General features: G+C 69.6%; 27 protein-coding genes. 15 read left to right on the top strand and 12 right to left on the bottom strand.

The features are described from left to right. Positions 1-55 precede the first annotated feature (55 nt). The 3 genes from ACIBQ1_RS18000 (at position 56) to ACIBQ1_RS17990 (ending at position 3,286) form a co-directional block, all read left to right on the top strand. Positions 56-1,264 carry a PspC domain-containing protein gene (locus tag ACIBQ1_RS18000; RefSeq protein WP_397278747.1) on the top strand — a complete coding sequence of 403 codons (1,209 nt, stop codon included), beginning with the start codon at positions 56-58 and terminating at the stop codon, positions 1,262-1,264. Then, on the top strand, positions 1,261-1,893 hold the full coding sequence (locus ACIBQ1_RS17995; protein WP_355378434.1) for a response regulator transcription factor: 633 nt from the start codon (positions 1,261-1,263) through the stop codon (positions 1,891-1,893). Before ACIBQ1_RS18000 ends, ACIBQ1_RS17995 begins: the two co-directional genes overlap by 4 nt. Positions 1,894-2,311: 418 nt before the next feature. Continuing rightward, positions 2,312-3,286 (top strand): L,D-transpeptidase, encoded by a 975-nt coding sequence (locus ACIBQ1_RS17990; protein WP_397278745.1) that lies wholly within the window; start codon positions 2,312-2,314, stop codon positions 3,284-3,286. Between the two features lie 61 nt (positions 3,287-3,347). On the opposite strand, the gene pcrA is transcribed toward ACIBQ1_RS17990, so the two are convergent. Continuing rightward, positions 3,348-5,570, bottom strand: a complete 2,223-nt coding sequence (gene pcrA / locus ACIBQ1_RS17985; RefSeq protein ID WP_397279110.1) for a DNA helicase PcrA — start codon at positions 5,568-5,570, stop codon at positions 3,348-3,350. A gap of 126 nt (positions 5,571-5,696) precedes the next feature. Between pcrA and ACIBQ1_RS17980 the strand changes: the two genes are divergently transcribed. Beyond that, positions 5,697-6,416 carry a PIG-L deacetylase family protein gene (locus ACIBQ1_RS17980; RefSeq protein WP_397278743.1) on the top strand — a complete coding sequence of 240 codons (720 nt, stop codon included), beginning with the start codon at positions 5,697-5,699 and terminating at the stop codon, positions 6,414-6,416. A gap of 7 nt (positions 6,417-6,423) precedes the next feature. Here the strand turns inward: ACIBQ1_RS17980 and ACIBQ1_RS17975 are convergent, their stop codons facing one another. The 6 genes from ACIBQ1_RS17975 to ACIBQ1_RS17950 all read right to left on the bottom strand — a co-directional run bounded on the left by ACIBQ1_RS17975 (position 6,424) and on the right by ACIBQ1_RS17950 (position 10,754). Beyond that, positions 6,424-6,855, bottom strand: coding sequence for a PIN domain nuclease (locus tag ACIBQ1_RS17975; protein WP_397278741.1), 432 nt, complete (start codon positions 6,853-6,855; stop codon positions 6,424-6,426). Next, complete coding sequence (locus tag ACIBQ1_RS17970) at positions 6,849-7,049, bottom strand: type II toxin-antitoxin system VapB family antitoxin (protein WP_394493192.1); 201 nt, start codon at positions 7,047-7,049, stop codon at positions 6,849-6,851. Before ACIBQ1_RS17970 ends, ACIBQ1_RS17975 begins: the two co-directional genes overlap by 7 nt. Positions 7,050-7,279: 230 nt before the next feature. Further along, entirely contained in the window at positions 7,280-7,963 is a 684-nt protein-coding gene (locus tag ACIBQ1_RS17965) for a lysostaphin resistance A-like protein (protein ID WP_397278739.1), read from the bottom strand. A gap of 139 nt (positions 7,964-8,102) precedes the next feature. Continuing rightward, complete coding sequence (locus ACIBQ1_RS17960; protein WP_397278737.1) at positions 8,103-8,360, bottom strand: WhiB family transcriptional regulator; 258 nt, start codon at positions 8,358-8,360, stop codon at positions 8,103-8,105. 340 nt (positions 8,361-8,700) lie between these two features. Beyond that, positions 8,701-9,348: a neutral zinc metallopeptidase gene (locus ACIBQ1_RS17955; protein WP_397278736.1), complete on the bottom strand. Its 648-nt coding sequence runs from the start codon at positions 9,346-9,348 to the stop codon at positions 8,701-8,703. Further along, positions 9,345-10,754 carry a glutamate--cysteine ligase gene (locus ACIBQ1_RS17950; RefSeq protein WP_397278734.1) on the bottom strand — a complete coding sequence of 470 codons (1,410 nt, stop codon included), beginning with the start codon at positions 10,752-10,754 and terminating at the stop codon, positions 9,345-9,347. The genes ACIBQ1_RS17955 and ACIBQ1_RS17950 overlap by 4 nt, the downstream gene beginning before the upstream one ends. Positions 10,755-11,309: 555 nt before the next feature. Here ACIBQ1_RS17950 and galE point away from each other — a divergent pair. From galE to ACIBQ1_RS17930, 4 genes are read left to right on the top strand one after another with little or no spacing between them, the layout of a single operon-like run. Then, positions 11,310-12,287 (top strand): UDP-glucose 4-epimerase GalE, encoded by a 978-nt coding sequence (gene galE, locus ACIBQ1_RS17945; RefSeq protein WP_397278732.1) that lies wholly within the window; start codon positions 11,310-11,312, stop codon positions 12,285-12,287. A gap of 59 nt (positions 12,288-12,346) precedes the next feature. After that, positions 12,347-12,793, top strand: coding sequence for a MarR family winged helix-turn-helix transcriptional regulator (locus tag ACIBQ1_RS17940; RefSeq protein WP_397278731.1), 447 nt, complete (start codon positions 12,347-12,349; stop codon positions 12,791-12,793). After that, on the top strand, positions 12,790-13,041 hold the full coding sequence (locus ACIBQ1_RS17935; RefSeq protein ID WP_397278730.1) for a zinc ribbon domain-containing protein: 252 nt from the start codon (positions 12,790-12,792) through the stop codon (positions 13,039-13,041). Before ACIBQ1_RS17940 ends, ACIBQ1_RS17935 begins: the two co-directional genes overlap by 4 nt. Beyond that, on the top strand, positions 13,038-13,388 hold the full coding sequence (locus ACIBQ1_RS17930; protein WP_397278728.1) for a VOC family protein: 351 nt from the start codon (positions 13,038-13,040) through the stop codon (positions 13,386-13,388). The genes ACIBQ1_RS17935 and ACIBQ1_RS17930 overlap by 4 nt, the downstream gene beginning before the upstream one ends. Positions 13,389-13,395: 7 nt before the next feature. Here ACIBQ1_RS17930 and ACIBQ1_RS17925 read toward each other — a convergent pair whose 3' ends face one another. Both ACIBQ1_RS17925 and ACIBQ1_RS17920 read right to left on the bottom strand, forming a co-directional pair. Beyond that, entirely contained in the window at positions 13,396-14,181 is a 786-nt protein-coding gene (locus tag ACIBQ1_RS17925) for a hypothetical protein (RefSeq protein WP_397278726.1), read from the bottom strand. A 64-nt stretch (positions 14,182-14,245) separates the two neighbouring features. After that, positions 14,246-15,058 carry a hypothetical protein gene (locus ACIBQ1_RS17920; RefSeq protein WP_397278724.1) on the bottom strand — a complete coding sequence of 271 codons (813 nt, stop codon included), beginning with the start codon at positions 15,056-15,058 and terminating at the stop codon, positions 14,246-14,248. 317 nt (positions 15,059-15,375) lie between these two features. Between ACIBQ1_RS17920 and sucC the strand changes: the two genes are divergently transcribed. The 3 genes from sucC (at position 15,376) to ACIBQ1_RS17905 (ending at position 19,351) form a co-directional block, all read left to right on the top strand. Further along, the gene (gene sucC / locus ACIBQ1_RS17915; RefSeq protein ID WP_397278722.1) at positions 15,376-16,557 is read left to right on the top strand and encodes an ADP-forming succinate--CoA ligase subunit beta; all 1,182 of its coding nucleotides are present in this window, start codon (positions 15,376-15,378) and stop codon (positions 16,555-16,557) included. 3 nt (positions 16,558-16,560) lie between these two features. After that, on the top strand, positions 16,561-17,436 hold the full coding sequence (gene sucD, locus ACIBQ1_RS17910; RefSeq protein WP_397278720.1) for a succinate--CoA ligase subunit alpha: 876 nt from the start codon (positions 16,561-16,563) through the stop codon (positions 17,434-17,436). A 289-nt stretch (positions 17,437-17,725) separates the two neighbouring features. Further along, a complete protein-coding gene (locus ACIBQ1_RS17905) occupies positions 17,726-19,351 on the top strand; it encodes a DUF6350 family protein (RefSeq protein WP_397278718.1) in 1,626 nt (541 codons plus the stop codon). A gap of 11 nt (positions 19,352-19,362) precedes the next feature. Here the strand turns inward: ACIBQ1_RS17905 and ACIBQ1_RS17900 are convergent, their stop codons facing one another. Next, on the bottom strand, positions 19,363-19,782 hold the full coding sequence (locus tag ACIBQ1_RS17900) for a hypothetical protein (protein ID WP_397278716.1): 420 nt from the start codon (positions 19,780-19,782) through the stop codon (positions 19,363-19,365). A 74-nt stretch (positions 19,783-19,856) separates the two neighbouring features. Here ACIBQ1_RS17900 and purN point away from each other — a divergent pair, with 74 nt between their 5' ends. The 3 genes from purN (at position 19,857) to ACIBQ1_RS17885 (ending at position 22,389) form a co-directional block, all read left to right on the top strand. Next, a complete protein-coding gene (gene purN / locus ACIBQ1_RS17895; protein ID WP_397279108.1) occupies positions 19,857-20,486 on the top strand; it encodes a phosphoribosylglycinamide formyltransferase in 630 nt (209 codons plus the stop codon). Then, entirely contained in the window at positions 20,483-22,021 is a 1,539-nt protein-coding gene (gene purH / locus ACIBQ1_RS17890) for a bifunctional phosphoribosylaminoimidazolecarboxamide formyltransferase/IMP cyclohydrolase (protein ID WP_397278714.1), read from the top strand. Before purN ends, purH begins: the two co-directional genes overlap by 4 nt. A gap of 191 nt (positions 22,022-22,212) precedes the next feature. Next, a complete protein-coding gene (locus ACIBQ1_RS17885) occupies positions 22,213-22,389 on the top strand; it encodes a hypothetical protein (protein WP_397278712.1) in 177 nt (58 codons plus the stop codon). 62 nt (positions 22,390-22,451) lie between these two features. On the opposite strand, the gene ACIBQ1_RS17880 is transcribed toward ACIBQ1_RS17885, so the two are convergent. Next, a complete protein-coding gene (locus tag ACIBQ1_RS17880) occupies positions 22,452-23,363 on the bottom strand; it encodes an ROK family protein (RefSeq protein WP_397278711.1) in 912 nt (303 codons plus the stop codon). Between the two features lie 299 nt (positions 23,364-23,662). On the opposite strand from ACIBQ1_RS17880, the gene ACIBQ1_RS17875 reads away from it, so the two are divergent. Next, positions 23,663-24,508, top strand: a complete 846-nt coding sequence (locus tag ACIBQ1_RS17875; RefSeq protein ID WP_397278709.1) for a bifunctional methylenetetrahydrofolate dehydrogenase/methenyltetrahydrofolate cyclohydrolase — start codon at positions 23,663-23,665, stop codon at positions 24,506-24,508. A gap of 43 nt (positions 24,509-24,551) precedes the next feature. Here ACIBQ1_RS17875 and ACIBQ1_RS17870 read toward each other — a convergent pair whose 3' ends face one another. Beyond that, positions 24,552-26,012: an aldehyde dehydrogenase family protein gene (locus tag ACIBQ1_RS17870; protein ID WP_397278707.1), complete on the bottom strand. Its 1,461-nt coding sequence runs from the start codon at positions 26,010-26,012 to the stop codon at positions 24,552-24,554. Positions 26,013-26,018: the final 6 nt, after the last annotated feature.

Genomic DNA, 26,018 nt, shown 5'->3' with positions numbered 1-26,018 from the left:
CGGGGGTTGTTCCCTGATGCCCGAGGTGCCCCCGACATGTGACTATGGCCATGTTATGGCTGACCAGAAGACTCTCGCCGAGCCGACCGGCGACGCGCCCTATCGGCGCCTGATGCGCCCCATGGAGGGCCGCCTGCTCGGCGGCGTCGCCCAGGGGCTCGCGGCGCAGCTCTCGCTCGACCCCGTGGTGATCAGGCTGATGTTCGTGCTGCTCAGCGTGGTCGACGGGGTCGGCATGGTGGCGTACGCCGTGTTGTGGATGGTGACGCCCCGGCAACCGTACGAGGGGCAGCCGCCGCAGCGCGACTGGAGCCAGCTGGCCGCGTTCAGCGCGATCGGGGTGGCGCTGTTCGCGTTCGGCTGGATCACGGGGGCGTCGCAGGGCGGGATCGGCATGCTGCCGTTCGCCGTGGGCGGGATCGGGGCGCTGATCCTCTGGCAGCAGGCCGACCCGGAACGCCGCAAGAGCTGGGTCCAGGGCGCCACCACGAGCATCAGGAAGAACCGGGTTCGCACGCTGCTCGGCGTGGTGCTCGTGGTGATCGGCGCGGCCGGCTTTCTGTACGCCGAGGGCGAGCTGAACCAGGCCAAACCCGGCCTTATGTTCACCGTCGTAGTGGTCGGCGGCCTGGCCGTCATCGCCGCCCCCTGGCTCGCCGGCCTGTGGAAAGAGCTGCAGCTGGAGCGGCGCGAGCGCATCCGGCAGGAGGAACGCGCCGAGGTGGCCGCCATGGTGCACGACTCGGTGCTGCACACGCTCACGCTCATCCAGCGCGTCGCCCACGATCCGCGCGAGGTCACCCGGCTGGCCCGCGCCCAGGAGCGCGACCTGCGCAACTGGCTCTACCAGCCCGCCCAGGACGCCGACGCCACCGTGGCGGCCGCCGTACGCAGGATCGCGGCTGAGGAGGAGGACGCGCACGGGGTGCCCATCGAGGTCGTCTGCGTGGGGGACATCGCCCTCGACCCGGCGGGCAAGCTGGCCGCCCAGCTCAAGGCGGCCCGGCAGGCGATGGTCAACGCGGCCAAATACTCTGGGAGTCCATCTATTTCCGTTTATGCCGAAGTAGAGGGTGAAGAGGTCACGATTTTCGTGAAGGATCGTGGCAAGGGATTCGACCTCGACGCGGTGCCACTCGACAGGATGGGCATCAGGGAGTCCATCATCGGGAGAATGGAACGCCACGGAGGCACGGCCAGGGTGCGTACCTCGGTCGGTGAGGGCACGGAAGTGATGTTGACGATGAAGGTGGAGAAGGCATGACGCGGGTGTTGATCGTCGACGATCATCGGCTGTTCCGCTCCGGCGTACGCGCCGAGCTGGGCGACTCCATCGAGGTGGTGGGCGAGGCCGAGGACGTGGAGACGGCCGTCAAGGCGATCGCCGAACACCAGCCCGACGTGGTCCTGCTGGACGTCCACATGCCGGGAGGCGGGGGCCAGGAGGTGCTGCGCCGCGTCCTGGGCGCCGGCTCCCCGGTGCGTTTCCTCGCCCTGTCGGTCTCGGACGCCGCCGAGGACGTCATCGGCGTGATCCGGGGCGGGGCGCGGGGGTACGTGACCAAGAACATCAGCGGCAAGGAGCTGACGGACGCCATCCGCCGGGTGGCGGAGGGGGACGCCGTCTTCTCACCGCGCCTGGCCGGCTTCGTCCTGGACGCCTTCGCCTCGTCGGAGGCACCGTCCATCGACCCCGAATTGGACTCCTTGACGCAGCGCGAACGCGAGGTGCTGCGCCTGATCGCGCGGGGCTACGCCTACAAGGAGATCGCCAAGGAGCTCTTCATCTCGGTCAAGACCGTAGAAACCCACGTCTCATCGGTCTTGCGCAAGCTCCAACTCTCCAACCGCCACGAACTCTCCCGCTGGGCCACCGCCCGCCGCCTCGTCTAACCCACCCCTCCACCCCTCACCTCATCACCACCCACCCCCCTTCACCCTCGCCACGGCCCACCCACGCCCCTCACTACCACCCACCGGTAGCGCGCTCGCCTCACCATCACCACGCGCACCCGCATCGGCCGACCCCGGCACCCCGGCACCCCGGCACCCCGGCACCCCGGCACCCGGCACCCGGCACCCGGCACCCGGCACCCGGCACCCGGCACCCGGCACCCGGCACCCGGCACCCGGCACCCGGCACCCGGCACCCGGCACCCCCCGCCGCGCGCGCCGTTTCCCCCTGGGGCGGGTGTTCACCCGTGCCAGGTTTGGAACGTTACGTGATAGTTATCACGGATGTGCCCACAAAACTCCCGCCTCAGTTGTCACACATAAAGGAGAAAAAGCACCCAGCCCAGGAGTAGCCCCCTTGAATCGCGTCCCCCGGATGCTGTCGGCCCTGGTCGCACTGGCCGCCGTGACGGCCTGTGCGGCGGAGAGCGTCCACGTCCCGCAAACGCAGCAAGTCTCGGTGGTCCGGGCCGCCGGCGCGTCGGGCGTCACGGCCCCGGTGAACACCCCGGCCCCGGAGAAGAAGGTCAAGCTCGATATCGCCGACATAACCCCGATGGGGGAGAAGTCGGAGAAGGTAGGCGTCGGCTTCCCCATCATCGTCACGTTCGACCGCGACGTGAAGAACCCGGCGGCCGTGGAAGCGCTGCTGGAGGTGGAAGCGGAGAAGCCGGTCGACGGCGCCTGGCGCTGGGTCTCGAAGCGCAAGGTCATCTACCGGACGAAGACGTACTGGAAGCCTCACCAGAAGGTCCTCTTCACCGCTCGCCTGTCGCAGCTCCCCGGCAACACCGGTGCCAAGGACGTCTCCCGTCGCTTCGCCGTCGGCACGTCGCAGATCTCCGTGGTCAACACCCGTTCCCACCAGATGAAGGTCTACCGCGACGGCAAGCTGGCCAAGAAGATCCCGATCAGCGCAGGCAGGGGCGGGCTGATCAGGAACGGTGTGGACGTCTACCTCACCACCAGCGGCGTTCACCTCACCATGGGCAAGACGGCCATGGAGACCATGACCTCCTCCTGGATGGGCGTGACGGATCCCAAGGATCCGCGCTACTACAAGGAGGAGATCCCGTGGGCGGTCCGCATCTCCGACAGCGGTGAGTACGTCCACCAGAGCGCCGGCTACTACCAGTTCCTCGGCCGCTCCAACCAGAGCCACGGCTGCGTGCGGGCCACCCCCGCCGGGGCCAAGTGGTTCTTCGGCATCGCCCAGCGCGGCGACGTCGTCAAGATCACCGGTACGAAGCGCAAGCTCCAGTGGAACAACGGCTGGAGCTACTGGCAGCTGAACTGGACCCAGTGGAAGAAGGGCAGCGCGCTGAAGGGCTGACCCAAGAAGGGCCGCCCCCCCAAGGGGAGCGGCCCTCAGGCCCTCAGGCCCGCAGACAGCGTCAGAGCTTTTCGATGGGCGCGTAGACCAGCAGCAGCGTCTTCTCCCCGCCGCTCCCAAAGTCGATCTTGACCTTGGTCTTCTCCGCCACCCCGTCCACCGACACCACCGTGCCCAGCCCGAACGCGTCATGCGTCACCCGGTCGCCGGGCGCCAGCGAAGGCACCTTCCGCCCGCCGCTCTTGGCCGGCGCGGGGCGGGCGGCCGGCTCCTTGCGGGTGGCCGCGCTCCAGGCGGACTTCTCCGGATCCGTACGCCAGTCGATGAGCTGTCCCGGCACCTCGTTCACGAACCGCGAGGCCGGGTTGAACGACGGCGCCCCCCAGGAGCTGCGCACGGCCGCCCGCGTGAGGTAGAGCCGCTTCTGCGCCCGGGTGATCCCCACGTACGCCAGCCGCCGCTCCTCCTCCAGCTCCTTGGGCTCCCCGAGCGAGCGGATGTGCGGGAACACCCCGTCCTCCATGGCCGTCAGGAAGACGACGGGGAACTCCAGCCCCTTGGCCGTGTGCAGGGTCATCAGCGTGACGACCCCCTGCCCGCCGTCGGCGTCGGGGATCTGGTCGGCGTCGGCCACGAGCGACACCTGCTCCAGGAACTCCACCAGCGTCCCCTCCGGGTTGGCCTCCTCGAACTCGGAGGCGACGGAGATGAGCTCGTTGAGGTTTTCCAGGCGGGACTCGTCCTGCGGGTCCTCCGACACCTCCAGCTCGGCGCGGTAGCCGGTGGCCACCAGCACCTCCTCGGCCAGTGCCGACGGCGGCATCCCCGCCGCCTTGGCGATCAGCTCCTCGACCAGCGCGACGAACTCGCGTACCGCGTTGAGCGAGCGCGTGGCCATCCCGTACGCCTCGTCGGCCCTGCGCAGGGCGTCCCAGAACGAGATGCGCTCGCGCGTCGACAGCGCCTCGACCATCGCCTCGGCGCGGTCGCCGATGCCGCGCTTGGGCACGTTGAGGATGCGGCGCAGCGACACCACGTCGGCCGGGTTGGCCAGCACGCGCAGGTAGGCCAGCAGGTCCTTGACCTCCTTGCGCTCGTAGAAGCGCACGCCCCCGACCACCTTGTACGGCAGCCCGGTGCGGATGAAGATCTCCTCGAACACCCGGGAGGCCGCGTTGGTCCGGTAGAAGACGGCGACCTCGCCCGGCCGGACTTCTTCCTCGTCGCTGAGCCGGTCGACCTCCTGGGCCACGAACATGGCCTCGTCGTGCTCGTTGTCGGCGACGTACCCGACGATCTTGGGCCCGTCGCCCTGGTCGGACCAGAGGTTCTTGGGCTTGCGCGACTCGTTGCGCGCGATGACCGCGTTGGCGGCGGCCAGAATGTTCTGGGTGGAGCGGTAGTTCTGCTCCAGCAGGATGGTGCGCGCGTCGGGGTAGTCGCGCTCGAACTCCAGGATGTTGCGGATCGTCGCGCCGCGGAAGGCGTAGATGGACTGGTCGGCGTCGCCCACCACGCACAGCTCGGACATGTCGGCGCCCGACCGGACCAGCTCGCCGTCGGTCGTGCGCAGCTCGGGGTGCCCGACCAGCTCCCTGATCAGGATGTACTGGGCGTGGTTGGTGTCCTGGTATTCGTCGACCAGCACGTGCCTGAACCGCATCCGGTAGTGCTCGGCCACGTCGGGGAAGAGCTGGAACAACGTCACCGTGTTCATGATGATGTCGTCGAAGTCCATCGCGCCGGCCTCGGTCAGCTTGAGCTGATAGGCCTTGTACGCCTCCGCCAGCGTCTTCTCCAGATGCGAGCCCGCCCTGTCGAGCGCGGTCTCGTAGTCGATCAGCTCGTTCTTGAAGTTGCTGACCTGGGCCGAGAACGAGCGCGGCGGGTAACGCTTCGGATCGAGCTCCATCTCCCTGCAGACCATGGCCATGAGCCGCTGCGAGTCGGCCTGGTCGTAGATCGAGAAGCTCGACGGGAACCCCAGCCGCTTGGCCTCCCGCCGCAGGATGCGCATGCAGGCGCTGTGGAACGTCATCACCCACATCGCCCTGGACCGAGGCCCGACCAGCTTGTCGATGCGCTCCTTCATCTCGCGGGCGGCCTTGTTGGTGAAGGTGATCGCCAGGATCTCGCCCGGGTGCACCTCCCGCTCGGCCAGCAGGTACGCGATGCGATGCGTGAGCACCCGCGTCTTCCCGGAGCCCGCCCCCGCCACGATGAGCAGCGGACTGCCATGATGGATCACGGCCTCGCGCTGCTGAGGGTTGAGACCGTCGAGCAGAGGGTGGTCAACAGAGACTTGGGTCGGCACCTACCTAGGTTAAGACTCCCCACCGACAATCGGCGCCCGGAATGCCGTCGGCAGGGGGCGGGTTGTCCTTTTCGTAAAGCATCAGAAAGGGGAGTCATGCTGCCGGAAGCCGAGATCAATCGGGTCCTCGTGGTGACCGCACACCCAGACGACGTCGATTTCGGTGCGGCGGGCAGCGTGGCGCTGTTCGTCGACAAGGGCGTCGAGGTCACGTACCTGCTGGCCACGGATGGTGACGCGGGTGGCAACGAACGCACTCTGGACAACTCCGGCATGGCCGAGCTCCGCAGGACCGAGCAGCGGGCCGCCGCCAAGGCGGTCGGCGTCACGGACGTGCGTTTCCTCGGCTACAAGGACGGGCTCGTGGTGCCCTCGATCGAGCTGCGGCGCGACATCGCCCGCGTGATCCGCCAGGTCCGGCCGGACCTGGTCATCACCCACCACCCCGATCGCAACTACCGCAACGTCGCGCCCAGCCACCCCGACCACCGCGCGGTGGGCGGCTCCGCCCTGGACGCCGTCTACCCGGACGCCCGCAACCCCTACGCCTTCCCGGAGCTGCTGCGGGACGAGGGCCTGGAGGCGTGGACCGTACGTGAGGTGTGGCTGACGGGCGGCTCGACCCCCGACCACTGGGTGGACATCACCGAGGCCATGGACCGCAAGCTCGCGGCCTTGCAGTCACATGTGAGCCAGGTCGCCCACGTGGAAGGCTTCGCCGACTTCGTCAGGACCCGCTTCGCCGCCTGGGCCGAACAGGCCGGCTTCGGCGCGGACCACTACGCGGAGGCCTTCCAGGTCGTGCCCACGGGCTGAGCCCTTCCTAGGGCACGGAGCCTGGGGACACGACCCAGAGCGAGGGCTGACCGGTGGCCTCGGAGATGATGTCGAAGTCCCGGTCGTAATGCAGGATCGTCGCCCCGTGCACCTCGGCACAGGCGGCGATCAGCAGATCGCTCGGCCCGACGGCCCGGTGGTGCGACCTGCGCGCGAGGATGGCCTGGACGTCCAGCGCCCGGGCGGCCACCTCCTTCTCGTGGATCGACAGGAGGCGGAAGCCTTCGCGCAGGTAGTGGGCGTCGCGCTCGTAGCCCGCCGGGTCACGCGCGCTGAAGAGGACCTCGAGCTGTGTGACCTCGCAGATGGCCAGCATCTTGTCGAGGATGAGGTGCTCCAGCGCGCGGTGGACCGCCGGATGCGGCATGCGCGCCAGCGCGCTCTTGTCGATGAGGTAGACCACGCCCGTGGCTACCACGCATGCTTCATGATCTCCGGATCCAGGAGATCGGAATTGTCCCGGGTGCGCCAGTATTCGAATGCTTCGCGGCGCTTTGCCCGTTCGGCGATTTCCTCCAGGGCCGCGTTGACCGTCTCCTTCATGGTCGAAGTCCCCAACTCGTGCTGGGCGACCTCCAGTAGGTCCTTGTCGATGTCGATTACGGTACGCATGCAACACCACCTCCGTGTCCTCCATCGTATATCAGAGCTCGTGATCTTGATATACGCATTCCCGGCATCGTGCGGGCCTGGGAAGTACGCCCTGGAGACGTTAAAGCATCGAGATGGGAAGTGTCTGGAACGATCCATCGAGAGGTAAAGGATCTTTCTCCTCCGGGTTGATAATCCTCATCCTCGGCCGGTCGAAGATCCGCTGGCGTGCCGGAAATGCTCACGTTCAGTCACTTTCGCTTGGCGGCGAGGCGGGCGAAGAGGTAGCCGAAGGAGTTGGTGGCCAGGTGCAGCATGGCGGGGGTCAGGAGGCCGTAGCGGCGCCGGAGCTCGCAGAACAGCACCCCGGCCGCCGCCGTGGACGCCACGCTTCCCGCCACCACCCGCGCGGTGTCCAGGTGGGCGGTGGTCTCGGCCGCCGTCAGGGCGCCGAGGGCGGGGTTGGCGCGGGCCATGTCGATGGCCGGGAGGATGTGCCAGAGGCCGAACAGGGACGACGAGACCGCCGTGGCGGCCACCGTGCCGTGACTCTTGCGCAGCATCGCGTACAGGGCGCCCCGGAAGCCCACCTCCTCCAGCAAAACCGTACCCATCGGGACCTGGAGCAGGGCCTCCTCCAGGACGCGGGCGCGCGAGAGCGACAGGGCGCGCTCGTCGTGGAAGAGCGGCCTGGTGCGGGGGTGCGCGATGCCGGCGATGTAGACGGCCGCGACCGCCGCCGCCAGCGCGCCTCCCGCCACGGCGCCACGCCGGCCGTGCTCGAACCCGAGCTCCTGCCACGACAGACCGGACCTGCGGGCCGTCGCGACCAGGGCGGCGGTCGCGGCGGCCGAGGTCAAGGGGGCCAGGCGGGGGGCGACCTTGTTGTTCAGGACGTTGGCTGCGGCGAGGATCGCGATAGAGCGGAGCAACACCCTTGCCAGGCTACGTCGCGGCCTTCCCGCCCGCCCACCTCTTCCTCATCGCGTCAGGCTCATCACGTCGGGCCCACGTCGGGTCCATGTCGGATCCACGTCGGGCTCATCACGTCGGGCCCACCTCGATCGCTCGACGTCAGGAGGCGGCCGGGCGGCGCCAGCCGGTGGGGAAGCGACTGCGACGGCGCTCCTCCGGGGTCAGGCCGCCCCAGATGCCCTCCGACTCGCCCGAGCGTAACGCGTACTCGCGGCACTCCTCGATGACCTGGCAGCGCGCGCAGACCGCTTTGGCGCGGGCCTCCTGCAAGGGGGTGGGGGCGAGGGGGAAGAAGAGGTCAGGGTCGCTGGATCTGCACGCACCCCTTCGCAGCCAGCCGATCTCCTCCAGTTGCATGGGTCAACGGTAGAGCGTGGGCATGATCAGATACATCATCCTCTGGGTTGACCCGCGTATACATCCCGGAGTCCGATCCGCGCCCCTCCCGTACGCCCCCGGTCAGCCCGGGTCCCGGTCAGCCCGAGGCCCGGGTGGTGTGAGTCTCTGGGTGGTGCGGGTTCTGGGGTGGGTGTGGGTCCCGCGTGGTGCGGGTCCCTGGGTGGTGTGGGTCCCGAGGTGGGTGTGGGTTTCCGGGTGGCGCGGGTCATCGGATGGTGCGGGTCCTCGCGTGGTGTGGGTTCCGAGGTGGTGCGGATTCCGGGGGTGGTGCGGATTCCGGGGTGGGGTGGGCGGGTGGTCAGCAGGCGTTCACGCCGTTCCGGTAGCCGGTCGCGAACGACGCCTGGCGCTGTTCGGCCGTCCCGTGTGCCGATGGGTTGAGCCAGTCGTCGGTCGGGTCGCCCGCCGCTTCCAGGCTCAGGAGCAGTTCGTCCTCGTCGCCCTGCTGTGCCTGGAGCGTGCCCGAGCTCACGAGCGCCGAGAGGGTCCCGCCCGCGTAGCAGTCGGCCTGGAGCTCCATTTGTACGTTGAGCTGGAAGTTCGTGTTCAGCTGGGCCTGGATCGCGTGCCCGAACTCGTGGGGAATGATCACATAGACCGACCCGTCGCCCATCTCGTTCCAGAGCGACTCCATCCATGTCTGGTCAAAGGCGATGAAGTGGCCGACGGGGCAGTAGAAGGCGTTGTTCGGGACGGCGGGCTGGTTGCCGCAGCTGGGTCCGGAGCTGCCGGAGTAGGGGACGAAGTCGGCGACAGGCCGATAAGTCCGGCCGCTCTGCTGGAACTGCTGCGTCCAGAACGCCTCCGCCAGCGTGCGGGCGGTACGCACGTCGTCCTCGAACGAGTCGGCCCCCTCGGTGTCCATGGAGGACGGCCTGGTGAGGCCGCAGGCGCCGACGGACAGGAGGACCAGGGCGAGTGCCAGGATGCGCTTCACGGGGTTCACACGTCCCAAGTGTGCACGGGGTCATTGGTGTGCATCCGCTCGATGTACTCGAGCGTCATGGACCGCAACGCCTCGTGGCGGTCCCCGGAGATCCTTTCATGCGCGCGTACGCGTTCCGCCTGCCAGCTCGCTCCCGTACGGCCGGTCAGGCAGCGCCCCTCGATGATGCCGAGCAGCCGGTCCGCCACGGGACCGTCCACACCCCAGCCGGCCAGCCCCTCGCGCGCCATGGGCAGCAGGCGGCGCAGGATCAGCTCGGCCGCCGGCACCTCGCCCATGCCCGGCCAGTACATCCGCGCGTCCAGCCCGTGCCGGGCCGCCGCGCCGAGGTTGTCCTCCGCCGCCTGGAACGACATCTGGCTCCAGATCGGCCGCTCGGCGTACGGCAGCATGCGCATCAACCCGTAGTAGAACGCCGCGTTGGCCGCGATGTCGGCCACGGTGGGTCCGGCGGGCAGCACGCGGTTCTCGACGCGCAGGTGCGGCACCCCGTCCACCACCGCGTACACCGGCCGGTTCCAGCGGTAGATCGTGCCGTTGTGCAGGGTCAGCTCGTGGAGGTGGGGGATGCGGCCCTGTTCGAGCTCGGTGCGGGGGTCCTCGTCCTCGCACAGGGGTAGCAGGGCCGGGTAATAGCGAACGTTCTCCTCGAACAGGTCGAAGACGCTCGTGATCCACCGCTCCCCGAACCACACCCTCGGCCGCACGCCCTGCGCCTTCAGCTCGACGGGTCGCGTGTCCGTGGCCTGCTCGAACAGCGTGATCCTGGTCTCGCGGTGCAGCTCCTTGCCGAACAGGTACGGCGAATTGGCCGCCACCGCCACCTGAGGCCCGGCGATGGCCTGGGCCGCGTTCCAGTGCGAGGCGAACGCGTCGGGACTGACCTGCAGATGCAGCTGCACGCTCGTGCACGCGGCCTCGGGGGCGAGGCTGTCCGCGTGGGTGTCCAGGCGCTCGACGCCCTCGATGGACAGGTGCAGGTCCTCCCCGCGAGCCGCGAAGATCTGCTCGTTGAGCAGGCGGTAGCGGGGGTTCGCGGAGAGCGTGCCCTCGCTGATGTCCTGCTCGCGCAGCGTGGGCAGGATGCCGATCAGTACGAGGTGGCCGTCCTGGGAGCGGGCGCGCTCCTCGGCGTGGTTGAGCCGCACCCTGACGTCGTTCTCCAGGCGGAGCGCGCCGTCGCCGCCCAGCTCCTGCGGTTCGATGTTGATCTCGATGTTGAACTGTCCCAGCTCCGTCGCCCAGTCCGGCTGCTCGATCGCGGCGAGCACCTGGGCGTTGCGCATGGCAGCCTCGCCGTACGCGTCCACGATGTTGAGCTCGATCTCCAGGCCGGCGAGGGGGCGCTCATCCTCAAACCGGGACTCGCGCAACATCTGGGCGAAGACGTCGAGGCATCTATACACCTTTTCCCGATATTTCCGTCGGTCGTCCCGGCTGAAGACGACGCTTGGCACATCTCTGCCCATATCAGGAATGTTGCACGGCAACGCCAGGACCAACAAGCCCAGACGATGTGGTCGGGGTGCGGTGGCGAGTTCGGCTGTGGTGCCGGGGCGTGTCCGCGCTGATGGCTGTGGGACTCCTGCGGCGCGGTGGCGAGGTCGGTCATAGGAGCGGTCCGGGGGTTTGGGGCGTAGCCCTCGCTCGGCCGTCGGTCGGCCATGGAGCACGCCGGCATCACGGCGGAGGTCGTCGAACATGGCTGAGCTGCGCCCGATCGTCCTCGCCTTCATGTGCCCGGTCCGTCCGGCGTCGCTGTCCGCGACCGGCTCAAGCACCTCACCCCCGACGACGACACGGTGTTGCGCCTGGTCGGGGGGCGCGCTGGCCTCCGCCGACCTGAAACCAGGTGCGCCGACGGGCTGGAGCACTGTGCCGGCACCTGGGCGGCCCGCAAGCGTGAGCTGACCGCGCAGTGCATATACAACTCATGCTCAGTCTCTAGGTACGGTGCTGGGATGCGTGTATTGATTACTGGCGGGGCGGGATATATCGGGAGCACGGTCGCCTCGGCGTGCCTCGATGCCGGGATCGAGCCCGTCATTCTCGACAACCTCGTCACGGGCAGGCGCGAGTTCGCGAAGGGGCGGCCGTTCTATGAGGGGGATATCAGCGACGGCCCACTGATTGACAAGATATTTGCCGAATATCCGGATATTGAGGCTGTCGTCCACTGCGCCGCGCTCATCGTGGTGCCGGACTCCGTCGCCGACCCCATCGGCTACTACCGCGCGAACGTCACCAAGAGCCTCGAGTTCGTCGACCACCTGATCCGCAACGGCTGCACCCGGATGATCTTCAGCTCCTCCGCGTCCATCTACCGTACGGGCGACGACCACACGGTGAACGAGGACTCCCCTCTCGACCCCCAGAGCCCGTACGCGCGGACCAAGGCGGTCTGCGAGGCCATGTTCGCCGACATCGCCGCAGGCCGTCCGATCAGGATCCTCTCCCTGCGGTACTTCAACCCGATCGGCGCCGACCCCGAGATGCGCACCGGGCTGCAGCTGCGGCGTCCCAGCCACGCCCTCGGCAAGATGATCGAGGCGTACGAGGACCGCGTCCCCTTCCGGATCACCGGCACCGGCTACCCGACCAGGGACGGCACGGGCATCCGCGACTACGTCCACGTCTGGGACCTGGCGGCGGCCCACGTGGCGGCCCTGCGGCGGTTCGACGGGCTGGAGGCCGACGTGATCAACCTGGGCACCGGCGCGGGCACCACCGTCCGCGAGCTGGTCGAGGCGTTCAACCGCGTCGTCGACCGCCCGATCGAGATCGTCGAGACCGACCCGCGCCCCGGTGACGTGGCCGGCGCCTACACCCGCAGCGACCGGGCCCGCCTCCTGCTGGACTGGCAGGCCCGCTACTCCGTCGAGGAGGGCATCCGGCACTCGCTCGAATGGGCGAGCCTCCGGGAGTCCAGGCTCGGCTAGACCTCTGCCCTGCGGCGGAGTACAGTTCGTACACGAACAGTTCGTACACGAAAGAAATAATGGAAGAAGCGGAGGCGGCCCGCGAGGTCGCGCGGCTCTACCCTGCGATCTACCGGCGGTTCAAGGCGTCCAAGAGACCGGTCGCGGCCGGGTTGACCGCCAGGATGCACGCCGTGCTCGGCCATTTGCAGGCCGCCGGGCCGCTCACCCTGAGCGAACTGGCCGAGCACCTGCAACTGTCCAAGGCCGCGACGACCGAGCTGGTCAACCGGGTCGAGGAACGCGGTCTGGTGGGCAGGATCAGGGACGAGCGCGACCGGCGGCGGGTGTTCGTGTGGGTCACGGACGAAGGGCGGGCGGCCTTCGCGGTGGCCTCCCCGCGGGTGCTCGAGGACGACCTGCTGGCGCGGGCCGTACGTCAGATGACCCCGCAGGAGCGCGAAGGGCTCGTCGCCGGGCTCCGGGCGCTCCTCAGAGGCGAGAACCCAGGAGAGGACGAGCCGTGACCTGTCAAAGCTGCGGGATGCCGATGCGGACGGCCGACGACCACGCCCCAGGCCATCCGGACAGCACGTGGTGCCGGTTGTGCTCCAAGCCGGACGGGACGCTGCAGGACTTCGACGAGCGGTTCGAGCGCATGGTGCAGTGGCAGACCCAGCGCACCGGCCGGCCCAGGGCGGAGGCCGAGGAGGACACCAGGGCCTACATGCGCTCGATGCCCGCCTGGCGCGACCACCCGAGGCTCGCGTCATGAGGATCCTCGGCGTCGACAACATCCTGGTCGGGGTCGGAGACTTGGCGCGGGCCAAGGAGTTCTACGGGGGCGTGCTGGGGCTGAAGGAGAAGTTCGCGACGGGGGAGCTGGCGCTGTTCGCGATCGGGGAGGAGACCCCCGGGCTGCTGGTACGGGTCCAGGAGGGCGGGCCGGGCTCCATGCGCGTCTGGCTGGAGGTGCCCGACGCCCGTGCGGCGGCCGATGAGCTGGGGATCGAGCCGTTCGAGGTGTTCACGGGCTGGACGGTCGAGGTCACCGACCCCTGGGGGAACGTCATCGGCCTGACCGACTACACCAAGCAGCCCCACCTGGCCCGCGCGGGCTGAGGATCGGCTACCGGGAGGCGAGCGCCTCGTTCGGGATGATCTGCAGCTCTTCCATCAGCTCGTCGAGTTCGGCGTTCTCGATGTCCTCGGAGTCGATCACCTGCTCCTCCGGCGGAGCCTCGATCGTCACCTTGTGACCCCAGGCGCTGTAACGGGTGTCGGTCGTCTCCCCGAGCCGGCCCCACTCGGCGAGGTCGAGTTTCGAGCTGGTGCGGAACCGGCTGGGCAGGCCGGTGGAGCCGATGCTCAACCGATAGTCCATCGGCGTGCCGCCCTTGCCCCCGTTGAGCTTCCTCGTCTGCCCGGCGGTGAGCGAGCCGCTGTAGAGGCCGCCCTTGACGGACCGCGCGTGCGAGAGCAGGCCTTTCAACGCTGCCGGCCGGAAGATGTCGATGGGGTGAGAGGTGGCGCTTGCCCTGGCCGCGTCGCCGAGGCGCACCCAGCTCTTGCCTTCGGGCATCTCCTTTTCGAAGCCCTCGCCCTGGACGTAGACCTGCTTGTCCACGACCACGAAACGGAAGGTGTATTCGGGCGAGGACTTCGTGAACCTGCCCCGCATGGTCACGTCAGAGGCGACGACCCCCGACTCGCCGAACGCGAAGACGCCCGTCATCCGGAAAGTGAGCGACTTCTCGCCCTTTGACTCCGTCCGGGAAACCTCGGAGATCTTCACGCCGTGCCCAGGCGCGAACTGCTTCTGCAGCGCCCTTACCGGATCAGGCGCCGCCGCCTGGGCCGGGGTGGCGGTGATCAGGGCCGTGGCGGCCACCGCCGCCGCCAGAACTCGCTTCATACGCATCCTCCAAGAAGAGAAAGCCTCCTCCCACCCAACGGGCGGGGGGAGGCCGGAAGGGCTACTAGTTGGCGAGCGAGTTCAGGGAGTTGTTCGGGATCTCCTGCGGGACGTCGCTGTCCTCGCTGAGGTCCTTCACGTCGATCCACTGGTCCTCGGCCGGAGCCTTGACCTTGACCTTGGAACCCCACCCGAGGTACCGGGTCTCGGTGACCGAACGGGTCTTGCCCAGGACGCCGAAGTCCATGGACCAGCCCGAGGAGAGCGTGGTGACCAGGCCCTTGGAGTTCACCTTCAGTGTGTAGTCGATCTTTATCTTGCCGACCAGGCCGGTGACCTTCTGGCCGTAGACCTTGCCCAGTTCGCTGTAGGTCAGGACGCCCTTGTAGGTGCCACCCTTGAAGCTCTTGGCCTTCGACACCAGAGTCTTCAGCACCTTCGGCTCGAAGATGTCGAGGATCTGGTTGAAGGTGCCGCCGGTCGCCTCACTGCCGCCGTAGCGAACCCACTTCTTGCCCTCGGGCAGGTCCTCGCTGTACAGCCCGCCCTGGATGTAGCTGTAGCCGCCGACCGTGATGATGCGCGGCGGGGCGAGAGAGGCAGAAAGGCTCTTGTCGCTGCTGGGCGTACGGGTCCGGAGGTCGCTCGCGACGACCCCCGACTTGCCGAACTCGAAAGTGCCGCTCGTCTTGGTGGTCCCGAGGCTCTTGCCGTCGAGGCTCGTCCGGGTCTCCTCCGAGATCCGCACCCCGTGCCCCGCGACGAACTGCTTCTTGAGCGCCTTCACCGCGTCCACCGGCGCGGCCTGCGCGGCGGGTGTGACGGTAACGAGCGCCGCGGCCGTGGTTAACGCCAAGCCCGCGAGAATTCGCTTCATACGATTTCCCCGTTCGATTCAAAAGGAGAGGGAGCAGAAGCCTGCCAATAGAAGATCACGACCATATATCGACAACCGGGGCAGGCGATGCCAAAACGGTGCACTTTTCGTGCAGGGGCGGTCTGGAGAAGTGAGATGACCGTCACAGAGTGGAAGAACCATGCCCCCATGACCTGGGTAGGTCAAGCTTCGGGCTAGGCTTTACCGGCGGAAACGCCCGGCACGCACGGGTTGCCCGGGGCGTCGAACATCAGTCGGAAAAGCAGGGCGCGAACCCGGCAGAGGGTGAGCGACCAAACGGAAGAGGACGGACCCTCGTGGACCTGTTCGAACATCAGGCGAAGGAGCTCTTCGCCGACTACGGCATCCCGGTGCCACGCGGCATCGTCGCACACAACGTGGAGGAGGCGCGGTCGGCCGCCGAGGAGCTGACCGGCCGCGTTGTCGTCAAGGCCCAGGTCAAGACCGGTGGCCGGGGCAAGGCCGGAGGCGTCAAGGTGGCCGACGACGCCGCCGACGCCGTGACCAAGGCCGAAGCCATCCTCGGCATGGACATCAAGGGCCACACGGTCCACAAGGTCCTTGTCGAGGAGGCCAGCGCTATCGCGGAGGAGTACTACTTCTCCTTCCTGCTCGACCGCGCGAACCGTACATTCCTCGCCATCTGCTCCGCAGCCGGCGGTATGGACATCGAAGAGGTCGCCCACACCGCGCCCGAGAAGGTCGCCAAGGTGCCGGTCTCGGCGCTGACCGGCATCGACCGCGCGAAGGCCCGCGAGATCGCGGTGGCCGGCGGCCTGCCGGAGAAGGCGCTCGACGGCGCCGCCGACCTCATCGAGAAGCTCTGGTGCTGCTTCGTCGACGAGGACGCCACGCTCGTCGAGGTCAACCCCATGATCCTGTCGGCCGACGGCCAGGTGAAGGCCCTCGACGGCAAGGTCACGCTCGACGACAACGCCTCCTTCCGCCAGGCCGACCACGAGGCGCTGGCCGACAAGGCGGCCGAGGACCCCCTCGAGGCCAAGGCCAAGGAGAAGGACCTCAACTACGTCAAGCTCGACGGCGACGTCGGCATCATCGGCAACGGCGCGGGCCTGGTCATGTCCACGCTCGACGTGGTGGCGTACGCGGGCGAGCAGTTCCCCGGCAAGCCGTCCCCCGCGAACTTCCTCGACATCGGCGGCGGCGCCTCGGCCGAGGTCATGGCCGCGGGCCTGGAGATCATCCTCTCCGACCCGAGCGTCAAGTCGATCTTCGTGAACGTCTTCGGCGGCATCACCGCCTGCGACGCCGTCGCCAACGGCATCGTCTCGGCGTTCAAGCTGCTGGAGAGCCGCGGGGAGGCCGTGACCCACCCGCTCGTGGTCCGCCTCGACGGCAACAACGCCCAGCTCGGGCGGCAGATCCTGGCCGACGCCGCGCTCCCGCGGGTCGAGCTGGTAGACACGATGGACGACGCGGCCAAGCGTGCCGCCGAGCTCGCTGCGGTAGGTGCGTGACCCATGGCCATCTGGTTGACTGAGAACAGCAAGATCATCGTTCAGGGCATGACCGGTGGCGAGGGCACCAAGCACACCCGCCGCATGCTCGCCTCCGGCGCCCGTGTCGTCGGCGGCGTGAACGCCCGCAAGGCCGGCGTCACGCACGAGGGCCTGCCGGTGTTCGGGACGGTCAAGGAGGCCATGGACAAGACCGGCGCGGACGTGTCGGTCGTGTTCGTGCCGCCGGCGTTCACCAAGGACGCGGTCATCGAGGCCATCGACGCCGAGATCCCGCTGTGCGTGGTGATCACCGAGGGCGTCCCGGTCCACGACAGCACCGCGTTCTGGGCGTACGCCGTCTCCAAGGGCAACAAGACCCGCATCATCGGTCCCAACTGCCCCGGCATCGCCTCCCCCGGCGCCTCCAACGCGGGCATCATCCCGGCCGACATCACCACCGCGGGCCGCATCGGCCTGGTCTCGAAGTCGGGCACGCTCACGTACCAGCTGATGTACGAGCTGCGTGACTTCGGCTTCTCGACCGCTGTGGGCATCGGCGGCGACCCCGTCATCGGGACGACCCACATCGACGCGCTCCAGGCGTTCCAGGACGACCCGGGCACCGACGCGATCGTCATGATCGGCGAGATCGGCGGCGACGCCGAGGAGCGGGCCGCCGCCTACATCGAGCAGCACGTCACCAAGCCGGTCGTGGCCTACGTCGCGGGCTTCACCGCGCCCGAGGGCAAGACCATGGGGCACGCCGGCGCCATCGTGTCGGGCTCCGCGGGCACCGCCCAGGCCAAGAAGGAGGCCCTGGAGAAGGTCGGCGTCCGCGTCGGCAAGACCCCCTCCGAGACCGCCCGCCTCATGCGCGAGATCATGCAGGCGCGTTGATCGTCGGGTTTCCGGAAGCCCCGTGCGGAGAGTCTCCCGCACGGGGCTTTCCCTTCCCCACCTTTTACGCTTACGGCGGGCGACCCACCCGCCGCACGTGGCCGGGCCCCGTCCAGGGAGACGGTCACGAGGTGCGCGGGGCCGGCCGCCGTTACGGCGCCCCGTGGGCCGTCTCCGTGGCCCGCCCGGGGCCGAGGGACAAATCAGGTGTAGTTCGACGTCACAAAGTGCATGGGCGGCGGCGCGTCAACCAAGCGCCGGTCGGGAAACCTTGAGAAAATCGCCTACTGTGACGGCGATTCTCGACCAGTTGCGTGCTGCCCCCCGGTCGATGCTGGGCAAGCTCCCCGGGAGCTCAGGCGACGACGACGAGACGAGGCGGCCGCTACCCGTGTCGGGGATGCTGGCCGCCGCCGCCACGCTGGGCGTGGGGCTGGCCGCGCTCACCACGCTCACCCTCGTCGGCTGGATCGCCGCGCCCCGCGGCACGCTGGGCACGGGGCTGCCGGGCGTGTTCCGCACGGCGGCGCAGCTCTGGCTGGCCGCGCACCACGCCGGGTTCGCGATCCAGGGCGGGCGGGTCGGGCTGCTGCCGCTGGGGCTGATGATGCTGCCCACCGTGCTCCTCTACCGCGCAGGGCGGTGGATGGCCCGCGATGCCGACCTGCGGCTGCGGCTGCCCGCCCGGCTGCCGAAGAACAGCCCCAAGGAGCAGGCCGGGGCCCGTCGCCGGGCCCAGCTCGCCGTGGTCGTGCAGGCCGGGGTGTCGCTGGCGGCGCCGTACGCGCTGCTCGCGGGGTTGATCGCGCTCGCGGCGAGCAACGAGATCACGCAGCCGTTCATCGGCGAGGCGCTGCTCAGCCACTTCGTGCTGGCGTTCCTGGCCGGGTCGCTGGCCACGGCGCGGATGATCGGGCCCTGGCGGGTGATGCTGCGGCTGCTGCCCGAGCGGGTGCGCGCGCTCACCGTCGGCACGGCGGTCGCCACGGCGGGGCTGCTCGTGGCCGGGCTCGCGCTGGTGCTGGTCGCCGTCGTGCTGAACTTCGGGCAGGTCAAGGAGCTGTCCGACGTGCTCTCGCCGGGGCTCGTCGGCGGCGTGCTGCTGTTGCTGCTGCAGCTCCTCTACCTGCTCAACGCCGTCGTCTGGGCCTCCTCCTACATCGCCGGGCCCGGGTTCGCGATCGGCGCCGACACCCTGGTCGCGCCCACGGGGGTGCAACTCGGCACGGTGCCGAGCCTGCCGCTGCTGGGGGCGTTGCCCGAGAGCGGGCCCGTGCCGGCGTGGATGATGGCGGTCGTGGCGGTGCCGTTCGCGGCGGGGGCCGTCGCGGGGGTCATGGTGGCCCGGATCTCGCCGTCGCCCTCCTATGAGGCGGCGCCGCTGTGGGGGTTCCTCAGCGGGGTCGTCACCGGGGTCGTGACGGGGGTGCTGGCGGCGTTGTCCGGCGGGCCCATCGGCGGCGGGCGGCTGGCCACGATCGGGCCCTCGCCCTGGGAGGTGGCGGTCTCCGTCGCGGTCGAGGTCGGCGTGGCCGCGGGCATCTCCGCGGGCGTGGCCAACCTGCTGCTGCTCAACAAGCGCGCCCGTACGCCGCTGGACAAGGCGGCCGCTCCCGTACGCAAGGCCGGGGCCGCCCTCGCCAAGGCGGCGAGCAAGGTCGGGCTGGCCGAGTCGGACCCGCGCCCGCTGCCCGGCCACTGGATGGACGCCACCGAGGCCGACACGCAGGAGATCCCGGTCATCAGGGACGACTGGCAGGACGAGCACGCCTCAGCCGAGGCCGAGACGCTGGCCCAGGCCCGCCCGCGGCTGGCGCAGCCCGACCGCCCGCCCCGCAAGGACATCGTGGACGAGTCGGACGACCGGGGCGGCCACGTCATCTACGTCGACCCGTACGCCTGGGACCGCGACTGACCAGTGCCCGGCTAGGGCTGCATGGCTCCGAGCAGCTGCAGCACGTCGGCGGGCAGCTTGCGCTGGGCCGCGTCCCTGAACTGCGTGAAGCACTCGCCCTGCGCGGAAACGGTCCCCGCGCCCTTCATGCACTCCTGGTAGGCCGAATATTCGTCCATCAGGTAGAGCTGCATCCCCGTGGCCATGGCCGACAGCGCCAGCGCGATCGAGGAGATCGTGATGCCGCCCACGGCGATGCCCGGGGACCGGCCTGCTGACTTCAGCAACGGCATCGCCCGGATCCCGGCCGTGAGCGCGAACAGCGCCATGACCAGGCCTGCGAGCGGCAACATGAACGTCATGGCCAGCGCTGCGATGGACAACCAGATCGCTCGGCGACCCGCCGAATCGGCGGGCTGCTGGCCTGCCGGTGCCTGCACCGGTGTCGACACCTGACCTCCTCTGCGTCGCCGGGCGAGGAACAGATACGCTGGCACCCCCACCCTGTTTCCTTTTGGGAGTGTGCGTGTCTAAGGCTGGGCGGCTCGTCGTCCTCGTCTCCGGCTCTGGAACCAACCTACAGGCCCTGCTGGACGCTTCCGCCGACCCGTCGTACGGGGTTCGCGTGGTCGCGGTCGGCGCGGACAGGGATGGGATCGAAGGGCTGGTCAGGGCAGCGAAGGCAAAAGTCCCGACTTTTGTTGAAAAGTTGGGCGATTATGCGACCCGGGCGGAATGGGATGCCGCCATCGCGGCCAGAATCGCGGCGTACGAGCCTGATCTGGTGGTGTCGGCGGGGTTCATGAAAATTCTGGGTGCGCCGACCCTCGACGCCTTTCCCGTTCTGAACACCCACCCGGCGCTGCTGCCGTCGTTCCCCGGCGCGCACGGCGTACGGGACGCGCTCGCCCACGGCGTAAAAGTGACCGGCTGCACGGTGATGCTGGCCGACTCCGGGGTCGACACCGGGCCGATCGTCGCCCAAGAGGCGGTGCCCGTGCTCCCGGACGACGACGAGGCGGTCCTGCACGAGCGCATCAAGACCGTGGAGCGGCGCCTGCTCGTCGAGATCGTCGGCCGGATGGCTCGCGAGGGCTGGACGGTCAGCGGACGTCAGGTCCGCATCGGCAACCTAACAGGAGGGGAATCCACGTGACTCGCATCGCCATCCGGCGCGCGCTGATCGCTGTTTACGACAAGTCCGGGCTCGAGGAGCTGGCCAGAGCCCTCGACGGCGCCGGAGTGGAGATCGTCTCGACCGGCGGCACGGCCGCCGCGATCTCGTCGTTCGGGATCCCGGTGACCAAGGTCGAGCAGCTCACCGGGTTCCCGGAGTGCCTGGACGGGCGGGTCAAGACGCTGCACCCGCGCGTGCACGCCGGGCTGCTGGCCGACGTCACCAAGCCGCACCACGTGGCCCAGCTGGAGGAGCTGGAGATCGACCCGTTCCAGCTCGTCGTGGTCAACCTCTACCCGTTCCAGGAGACCGTGGCCTCCGGCGCGTCCGACGAGGAGTGCGTCGAGCAGATCGACATCGGCGGGCCGGCCATGATCCGCGGCGCCGCGAAGAACCACAACACCTGCGCCGTCGTGGTCGACCCCGGGTTCTACGGCGACGTGCTCAACGCCCTGACCGAGAGCGGCTTCACACTGGCCGAGCGCAGGCGGCTGGCGGGCATCGCGTATGCGCACACGGCCTCGTACGACGTGGCGGTCGCGAACTGGTTCGCGCGGACGTACGGGGAGGGCGAGTACCCGGCGTTCACGGGGGCGACCTACGAGCGCAAGGCCACCCTGCGGTACGGCGAGAACCCGCACCAGAGCGCCGCACTCTACACGGGCGGCACGAGCGGGCTGGCCAACGCCGAGCAGCTGCACGGCAAGGAGATGTCTTACAACAACTACCTCGACTCCGACGCCGCCTGGCGGGCCGCCTGGGACTTCACCCAGCCGTGCGTGGCCATCATCAAGCACCAGAACCCGTGCGGCATCGCCATCGGCGCCGACGTCGCCGAGGCGCACCGCAAGGCGCACGCGTGCGACCCCGTCTCGGCGTACGGCGGCGTGATCGCCGTCAACCGCGAGGTCACGGCCGAGCTGGCCCGGCAGATCGCCGACATCTTCACCGAGGTCGTCATCGCGCCGTCCTACGAGGCGGAGGCGCTGGAGGTGCTGCGGGCCAAGAAGAGCCTGCGGCTGCTGCAGTGCCCGGAGGGGCCGTCGCGGCAGGTGGAGTTCCGGGAGATCGACGGCGGCGTCCTGGCGCAGTCCGTGGACAAGGTCGACGCGTCCGGCGACTCGGCCGCGCAGTGGGAGCTCAAGACCGGCACCCCGGCTTCGCCCGAGCAGCTGGCCGACCTGGAGTTCGCCTGGCGCGCCTGCCGCTCGGTGAAGTCCAACGCCATCCTGCTGGCCAGCGACGGGGCGACCGTGGGCGTGGGCATGGGCCAGGTCAACCGGGTCGACTCGTGCCGCCTGGCGGTCTCCAGGGCGGGCGAGCGGGCGACGGGGGCGGTCGCGGCCTCGGACGCGTACTTCCCGTTCCCGGACGGGGCCCAGGTGCTGATCGACGCCGGCGTCCGGTTCATCGTGGAGCCTGGCGGCTCGATCCGGGACGAGCTGGTCATCGAGGCCGCCGAAAAGGCCGGCATCACCCTCTACTTCACCGGCACCCGCCACTTCTTCCACTAGCCCGACCACCTTCACCCAGGGCCAGAGCACCCCTCTGGCCCTCCCCGGGGGACGGGTCGCGGGATCGCGCATCGGGCTCGCGGGGGCGACCTGGCCTTCGCGCCTGCCACGTCCCCCCAGCAGGCGAGCACTCGCCGGCTCCGGTTACCCTGAGTGCCACTCCAGCTCGCCCCCTCCCCATGGAGCCTCCCTTGCTTGAGTCGATCCTGCAGGTCTTCGTCACCATGAATGGCATCGCCACCAGCCCCTTCGTCCTCCTGGTGCTCGCCCTGATCGGGGGCTACCTCGGCAGCCGCGCGGTGGAGGTCATCCCGTTCACCCGCCGGATCATCGAACGCCGCGAAGCCCAGGCCGCCGAACGCGAGTGAGCCTCGCTGGAGCCGAGGTCCATGACCTCAGGGCATCCAGCTCGGCTCGCTCGCCAGGGCCGCTAGAGGGCCATTGACGCCAGGCGGGCGGCTCCCGCCAGGGCTGCCTGCACGCCGAGGGTGCTCTGGTGGATCCGTACCGCCCGGACGAACGCCAGCCCGGCCACGTCGTCGAGGATGCGCTCCAACGGGTCGAACAGCACCTTCCCGGCCGCCGACACGCCGCCGCCGATGACCACGGTGGTGATCTCGACCGCGGCCGCCGTGGAGGCGATCATTCCGGCCAGCGCCCGCGCGCCGCGTTCGAACGCCGCCACCGCGACCGGATCGCCCGCTGCCGCGTGTCTGGCGAGCACTCGGGCGTCGGCCTTGTCCTCCGGCCCTTCGAGGGTGGGGGACCAGCCGTTCTCCAGGGCCCAGCGGGCGAGGTTGGGGCCGCTGGAGTAGCGCTCGACGCAGCCCCGGCCGCCGCACTCGCAGCGCTCGCCGTTGGGATCGATGGACATGTGGCCGACATGTCCGGCATTGCCGGTCGGCCCCAGGAGCGGCATGCCGTCGATCACCAGTCCGCCACCGATCCCGGTGGACACGACGATGCCGAGCAGGGACGTGCTGTCGCGTCCCGCTCCCAGCCAGTGCTCGCCGAGCGCGAAGCACTGCGCGTCGCCGGCCAGCACGGTGGGCAGCCCTGTCAGCTTCCGGACCTCCTCACGCAGGGGGAAGCCGCGCCAACTGGGCATGTTCACCGGGCTCACCGTCCCGGCGACCAGGTCGAGCGGTCCGGCGCAGCCGATCCCGACGGCTTTCGGAGATGGGCCGCCCTCGATCACTTCCGTGATCAGGGCCGCCAGGGCGGACATGACGTCCGTACGCGGCGTGGGCCGCGTGCCGGATCGCGACACGGAACCTTCCTCGTCCACCAGCGCGGCGGCGAGCTTGGTCCCTCCGATGTCAATGGCAAGTACGTAGGTCATCAATCTTCGTGGGGTTGTCGGGCTGGCGGGGGTCGCCAGGGTGGTTCAGTGCGGGCACGAGGTCGACCTTCTTGGCGAGCAGGTCATCCGGCAGCGTCCTCCGTGAGCATGTTGCCGGCGCCCAGCAACACTAAGCCCTTCCAAGATCAATGACAACGATGTCAACGATTGCCTGTGGATAAGTTGGGCCAGCTGCCTGGGGTCTGTGGATAAGTTGTGGATTCAGGGCACTCCGGAAAGGCGGGCCGATGGTGGGAGTGGCGTGTTGATGGGTTGAGGGGACATGGAAGGATTGCCGCATGAGCGCAGTGAAACTCGATGGCAAGGCGACCGCCGCCAGGATCAAGGCAGACCTCACGACCCGAGTGACCGCGCTCAAGGAACGCGGCATCACTCCCGGCCTGGGCACCGTGCTCGTGGGTGACGACCCCGGCAGCCAGATCTACGTCGCGGGCAAGCACCGCGACTGCGCCGAGGTGGGCATCGCCTCCATCCGCGTCGACCTCCCGGCGACCGCCACGCAGTACGAGGTCGAGGCGGCCATCGACGAGCTCAACGCCTCGCCCGAGTGCACCGGCTACATCGTCCAGCTCCCTCTCCCCAAGCACCTCGACGCGATGGCCCTGCTCGAACGCATGGACCCGGCCAAGGACGCCGACGGCCTCCACCCGATCAACCTGGGCCGCCTCGTCCACATGGTCGACGCCCCGCTCCCGTGCACCCCGCACGGCATCGTGCTGCTCCTGCAGGAGTACGGCGTGCCGATCAAGGGCGCCGAGGTGGCCGTGGTCGGGCGCGGCATCACGGTGGGCCGCTCGCTGGGCCTCCTGCTCACCCGCCGCAGCGAGAACGCCACCGTGACCCTCTGCCACACCGGCACCCAGGACCTGGCCGGGCACGTGCGCCAGGCGGACATCGTGGTGGCGGCGGCGGGCGTGCCCGGCCTGATCACCCGTGACATGGTCAAGCCCGGCGCGGCCGTCCTCGACGTGGGGGTCTCCCGGGTGGACGGCAAGATCGCCGGTGACGTGGCGCTGGACGTGGCGGAGGTCGCGGGGTTCCTGACGCCCAACCCGGGCGGCGTCGGGCCCATGACCCGCGCCCTGCTGCTGTCCAACGTGGTGGAAGCCGCCGAACGCTCCTGACGAAGCCAAGGTAGGGCCGGCGCCCCCGCGCCGGCCGCACCTCCTAGAACGGGTACGTGGCGATGTCGCCCTGCATGGTGACCCACTGCATCTCGGTGAAGGCGTCGACGTTCGCCCCGGTCCCGCCGAACCGCGCCCCCGTCCCCGAGGCCCCCACCCCGCCGAACGGCGCCACGGCCTCGTCGTCCACGGTCTGGTCGTTGATGTGCACGATCCCCGTCGGCACCAGGTCGGCCAGCGCCAGCCCCTTCATCACGTCCCGGGTGAGGATGCCCAGCGACAGGCCGTACTCGGAGTCCGCGGCCAGCGCCGCCGCCTCCTCCAGCGTGGCGAACGTCGTCACCGGCGCCACCGGCCCGAACACCTCCTCCGCGTACGCCGGCGCGCTCACCGGCACCTCCGCCAGCACCGTCGGCTGATAGAACAGCCCCTCGTACGTGCCTCCGGCCGCGAGCCGGGCCCCGGCGGAGACGCTGGAGGTGACCAGCCGGTGCACCCGGTCGCGCTGCCCGGCGTCGATCAGCGGCCCGAGCGCGACCTGCCCGGTGGCGGGGTCGCCGACCGGCAGGCCGGCGGCCTTGGCGGCGAGCCGCTCGACGTACTCCTCGGCCACGGCCTCGTGCACGAGGTGCCGCCCCGAGGTCATGCAGATCTGCCCCTGGTGGAAGAACGACGCCCACGCGCCCGCCGACGCCGCGGCCCCGAGGTCGGCGTCGTCGAACACGACCAGCGCCGAGTTCCCGCCCAGCTCCAGGTGGACCCGCTTGAGCAGGCGCGCCGCCGCCTCGCCGACCTTGCGCCCGGCGGCGGTGGAGCCGGTGAAGGAGATCACGGGGATGTTCGGGTCGGCGACCAGCGCCTGACCGGCCTCGGGGCCGCCGGGCAGCACGTGCAGGAGCCCGCTCGGCAGCCCGGCCTCCTCGAAGACCCGCGCGATCGAGAACCCGCCGCACACGGCCGTTCGCTGGTCCGGCTTGAACACGACCGCGTTCCCCAGCGCCAGGGCCGGGGCGACCGACCGGATGCCCAGGATCAGCGGGAAGTTGAACGGCGCGATCACCCCCACGACCCCGACCGGCACCCGCCGGGCGAAGCTGAGCCGCTTGCGGGCCGTCGGCAGCACCTCGCCCAGGGGCTGCGAGGCCAGCGCCGCCGCCTCGTAGCACTCCTGCGCCGCCACGTGCGTCTCGAACCCGGCCTTGCCCGGCACGCCGCCGGACTCGCGGACGATCCAGTCCTGGATCTCCTGCGCGTGCTCCTCGAACAGCCGCCCGGCCCGCCGCAGCAGCGCCGCCCGCTCCTCGTACGGCGTGGCGGCCCACGCCCGCTGCTCTGACCGGGCCCGTACGGCCGCCGCCGCCACGTCGTCGGCGCCGGCGGCGCCCGCGCGGCCGAGTTCGTCGCCGGTGGCGGGCTCGATGACGGGCGCGTCCCCGGCGCGCGAGGCCGTCCATCCGCCGTCGAAGATCGATCCTGTCCAGATCTTGGGGTCGAGGAACGTCATGATGAG

The organism is Nonomuraea sp. NPDC050153, from assembly GCF_044460125.1.
Taxonomy (GTDB): domain Bacteria; phylum Actinomycetota; class Actinomycetes; order Streptosporangiales; family Streptosporangiaceae; genus Nonomuraea.
The sequence above is the reverse complement of the archived record's forward strand: the minus strand, read 5'-3'. Positions and strand labels throughout refer to the sequence as shown.

Coding starts and splice junctions, on each gene's coding strand:
- galE (WP_397278732.1), top strand. CDS start 11,310: ATGCGTGTATTGATTACTGGCGGGGCGGGATATATCGGGAGCACGGTC.
- ACIBQ1_RS17920 (WP_397278724.1), bottom strand. CDS start 15,058: ATGAAGCGAATTCTCGCGGGCTTGGCGTTAACCACGGCCGCGGCGCTC.
- ACIBQ1_RS17925 (WP_397278726.1), bottom strand. CDS start 14,181: ATGAAGCGAGTTCTGGCGGCGGCGGTGGCCGCCACGGCCCTGATCACC.
- ACIBQ1_RS17940 (WP_397278731.1), top strand. CDS start 12,347: ATGGAAGAAGCGGAGGCGGCCCGCGAGGTCGCGCGGCTCTACCCTGCG.
- sucD (WP_397278720.1), top strand. CDS start 16,561: ATGGCCATCTGGTTGACTGAGAACAGCAAGATCATCGTTCAGGGCATG.
- ACIBQ1_RS18000 (WP_397278747.1), top strand. CDS start 56: ATGGCTGACCAGAAGACTCTCGCCGAGCCGACCGGCGACGCGCCCTAT.
- ACIBQ1_RS17980 (WP_397278743.1), top strand. CDS start 5,697: ATGCTGCCGGAAGCCGAGATCAATCGGGTCCTCGTGGTGACCGCACAC.
- ACIBQ1_RS17960 (WP_397278737.1), bottom strand. CDS start 8,360: ATGCAACTGGAGGAGATCGGCTGGCTGCGAAGGGGTGCGTGCAGATCC.
- ACIBQ1_RS17930 (WP_397278728.1), top strand. CDS start 13,038: ATGAGGATCCTCGGCGTCGACAACATCCTGGTCGGGGTCGGAGACTTG.
- ACIBQ1_RS17880 (WP_397278711.1), bottom strand. CDS start 23,363: ATGACCTACGTACTTGCCATTGACATCGGAGGGACCAAGCTCGCCGCC.
- ACIBQ1_RS17875 (WP_397278709.1), top strand. CDS start 23,663: ATGAGCGCAGTGAAACTCGATGGCAAGGCGACCGCCGCCAGGATCAAG.
- ACIBQ1_RS17870 (WP_397278707.1), bottom strand. CDS start 26,012: ATGACGTTCCTCGACCCCAAGATCTGGACAGGATCGATCTTCGACGGC.
- ACIBQ1_RS17995 (WP_355378434.1), top strand. CDS start 1,261: ATGACGCGGGTGTTGATCGTCGACGATCATCGGCTGTTCCGCTCCGGC.
- ACIBQ1_RS17970 (WP_394493192.1), bottom strand. CDS start 7,049: ATGCGTACCGTAATCGACATCGACAAGGACCTACTGGAGGTCGCCCAG.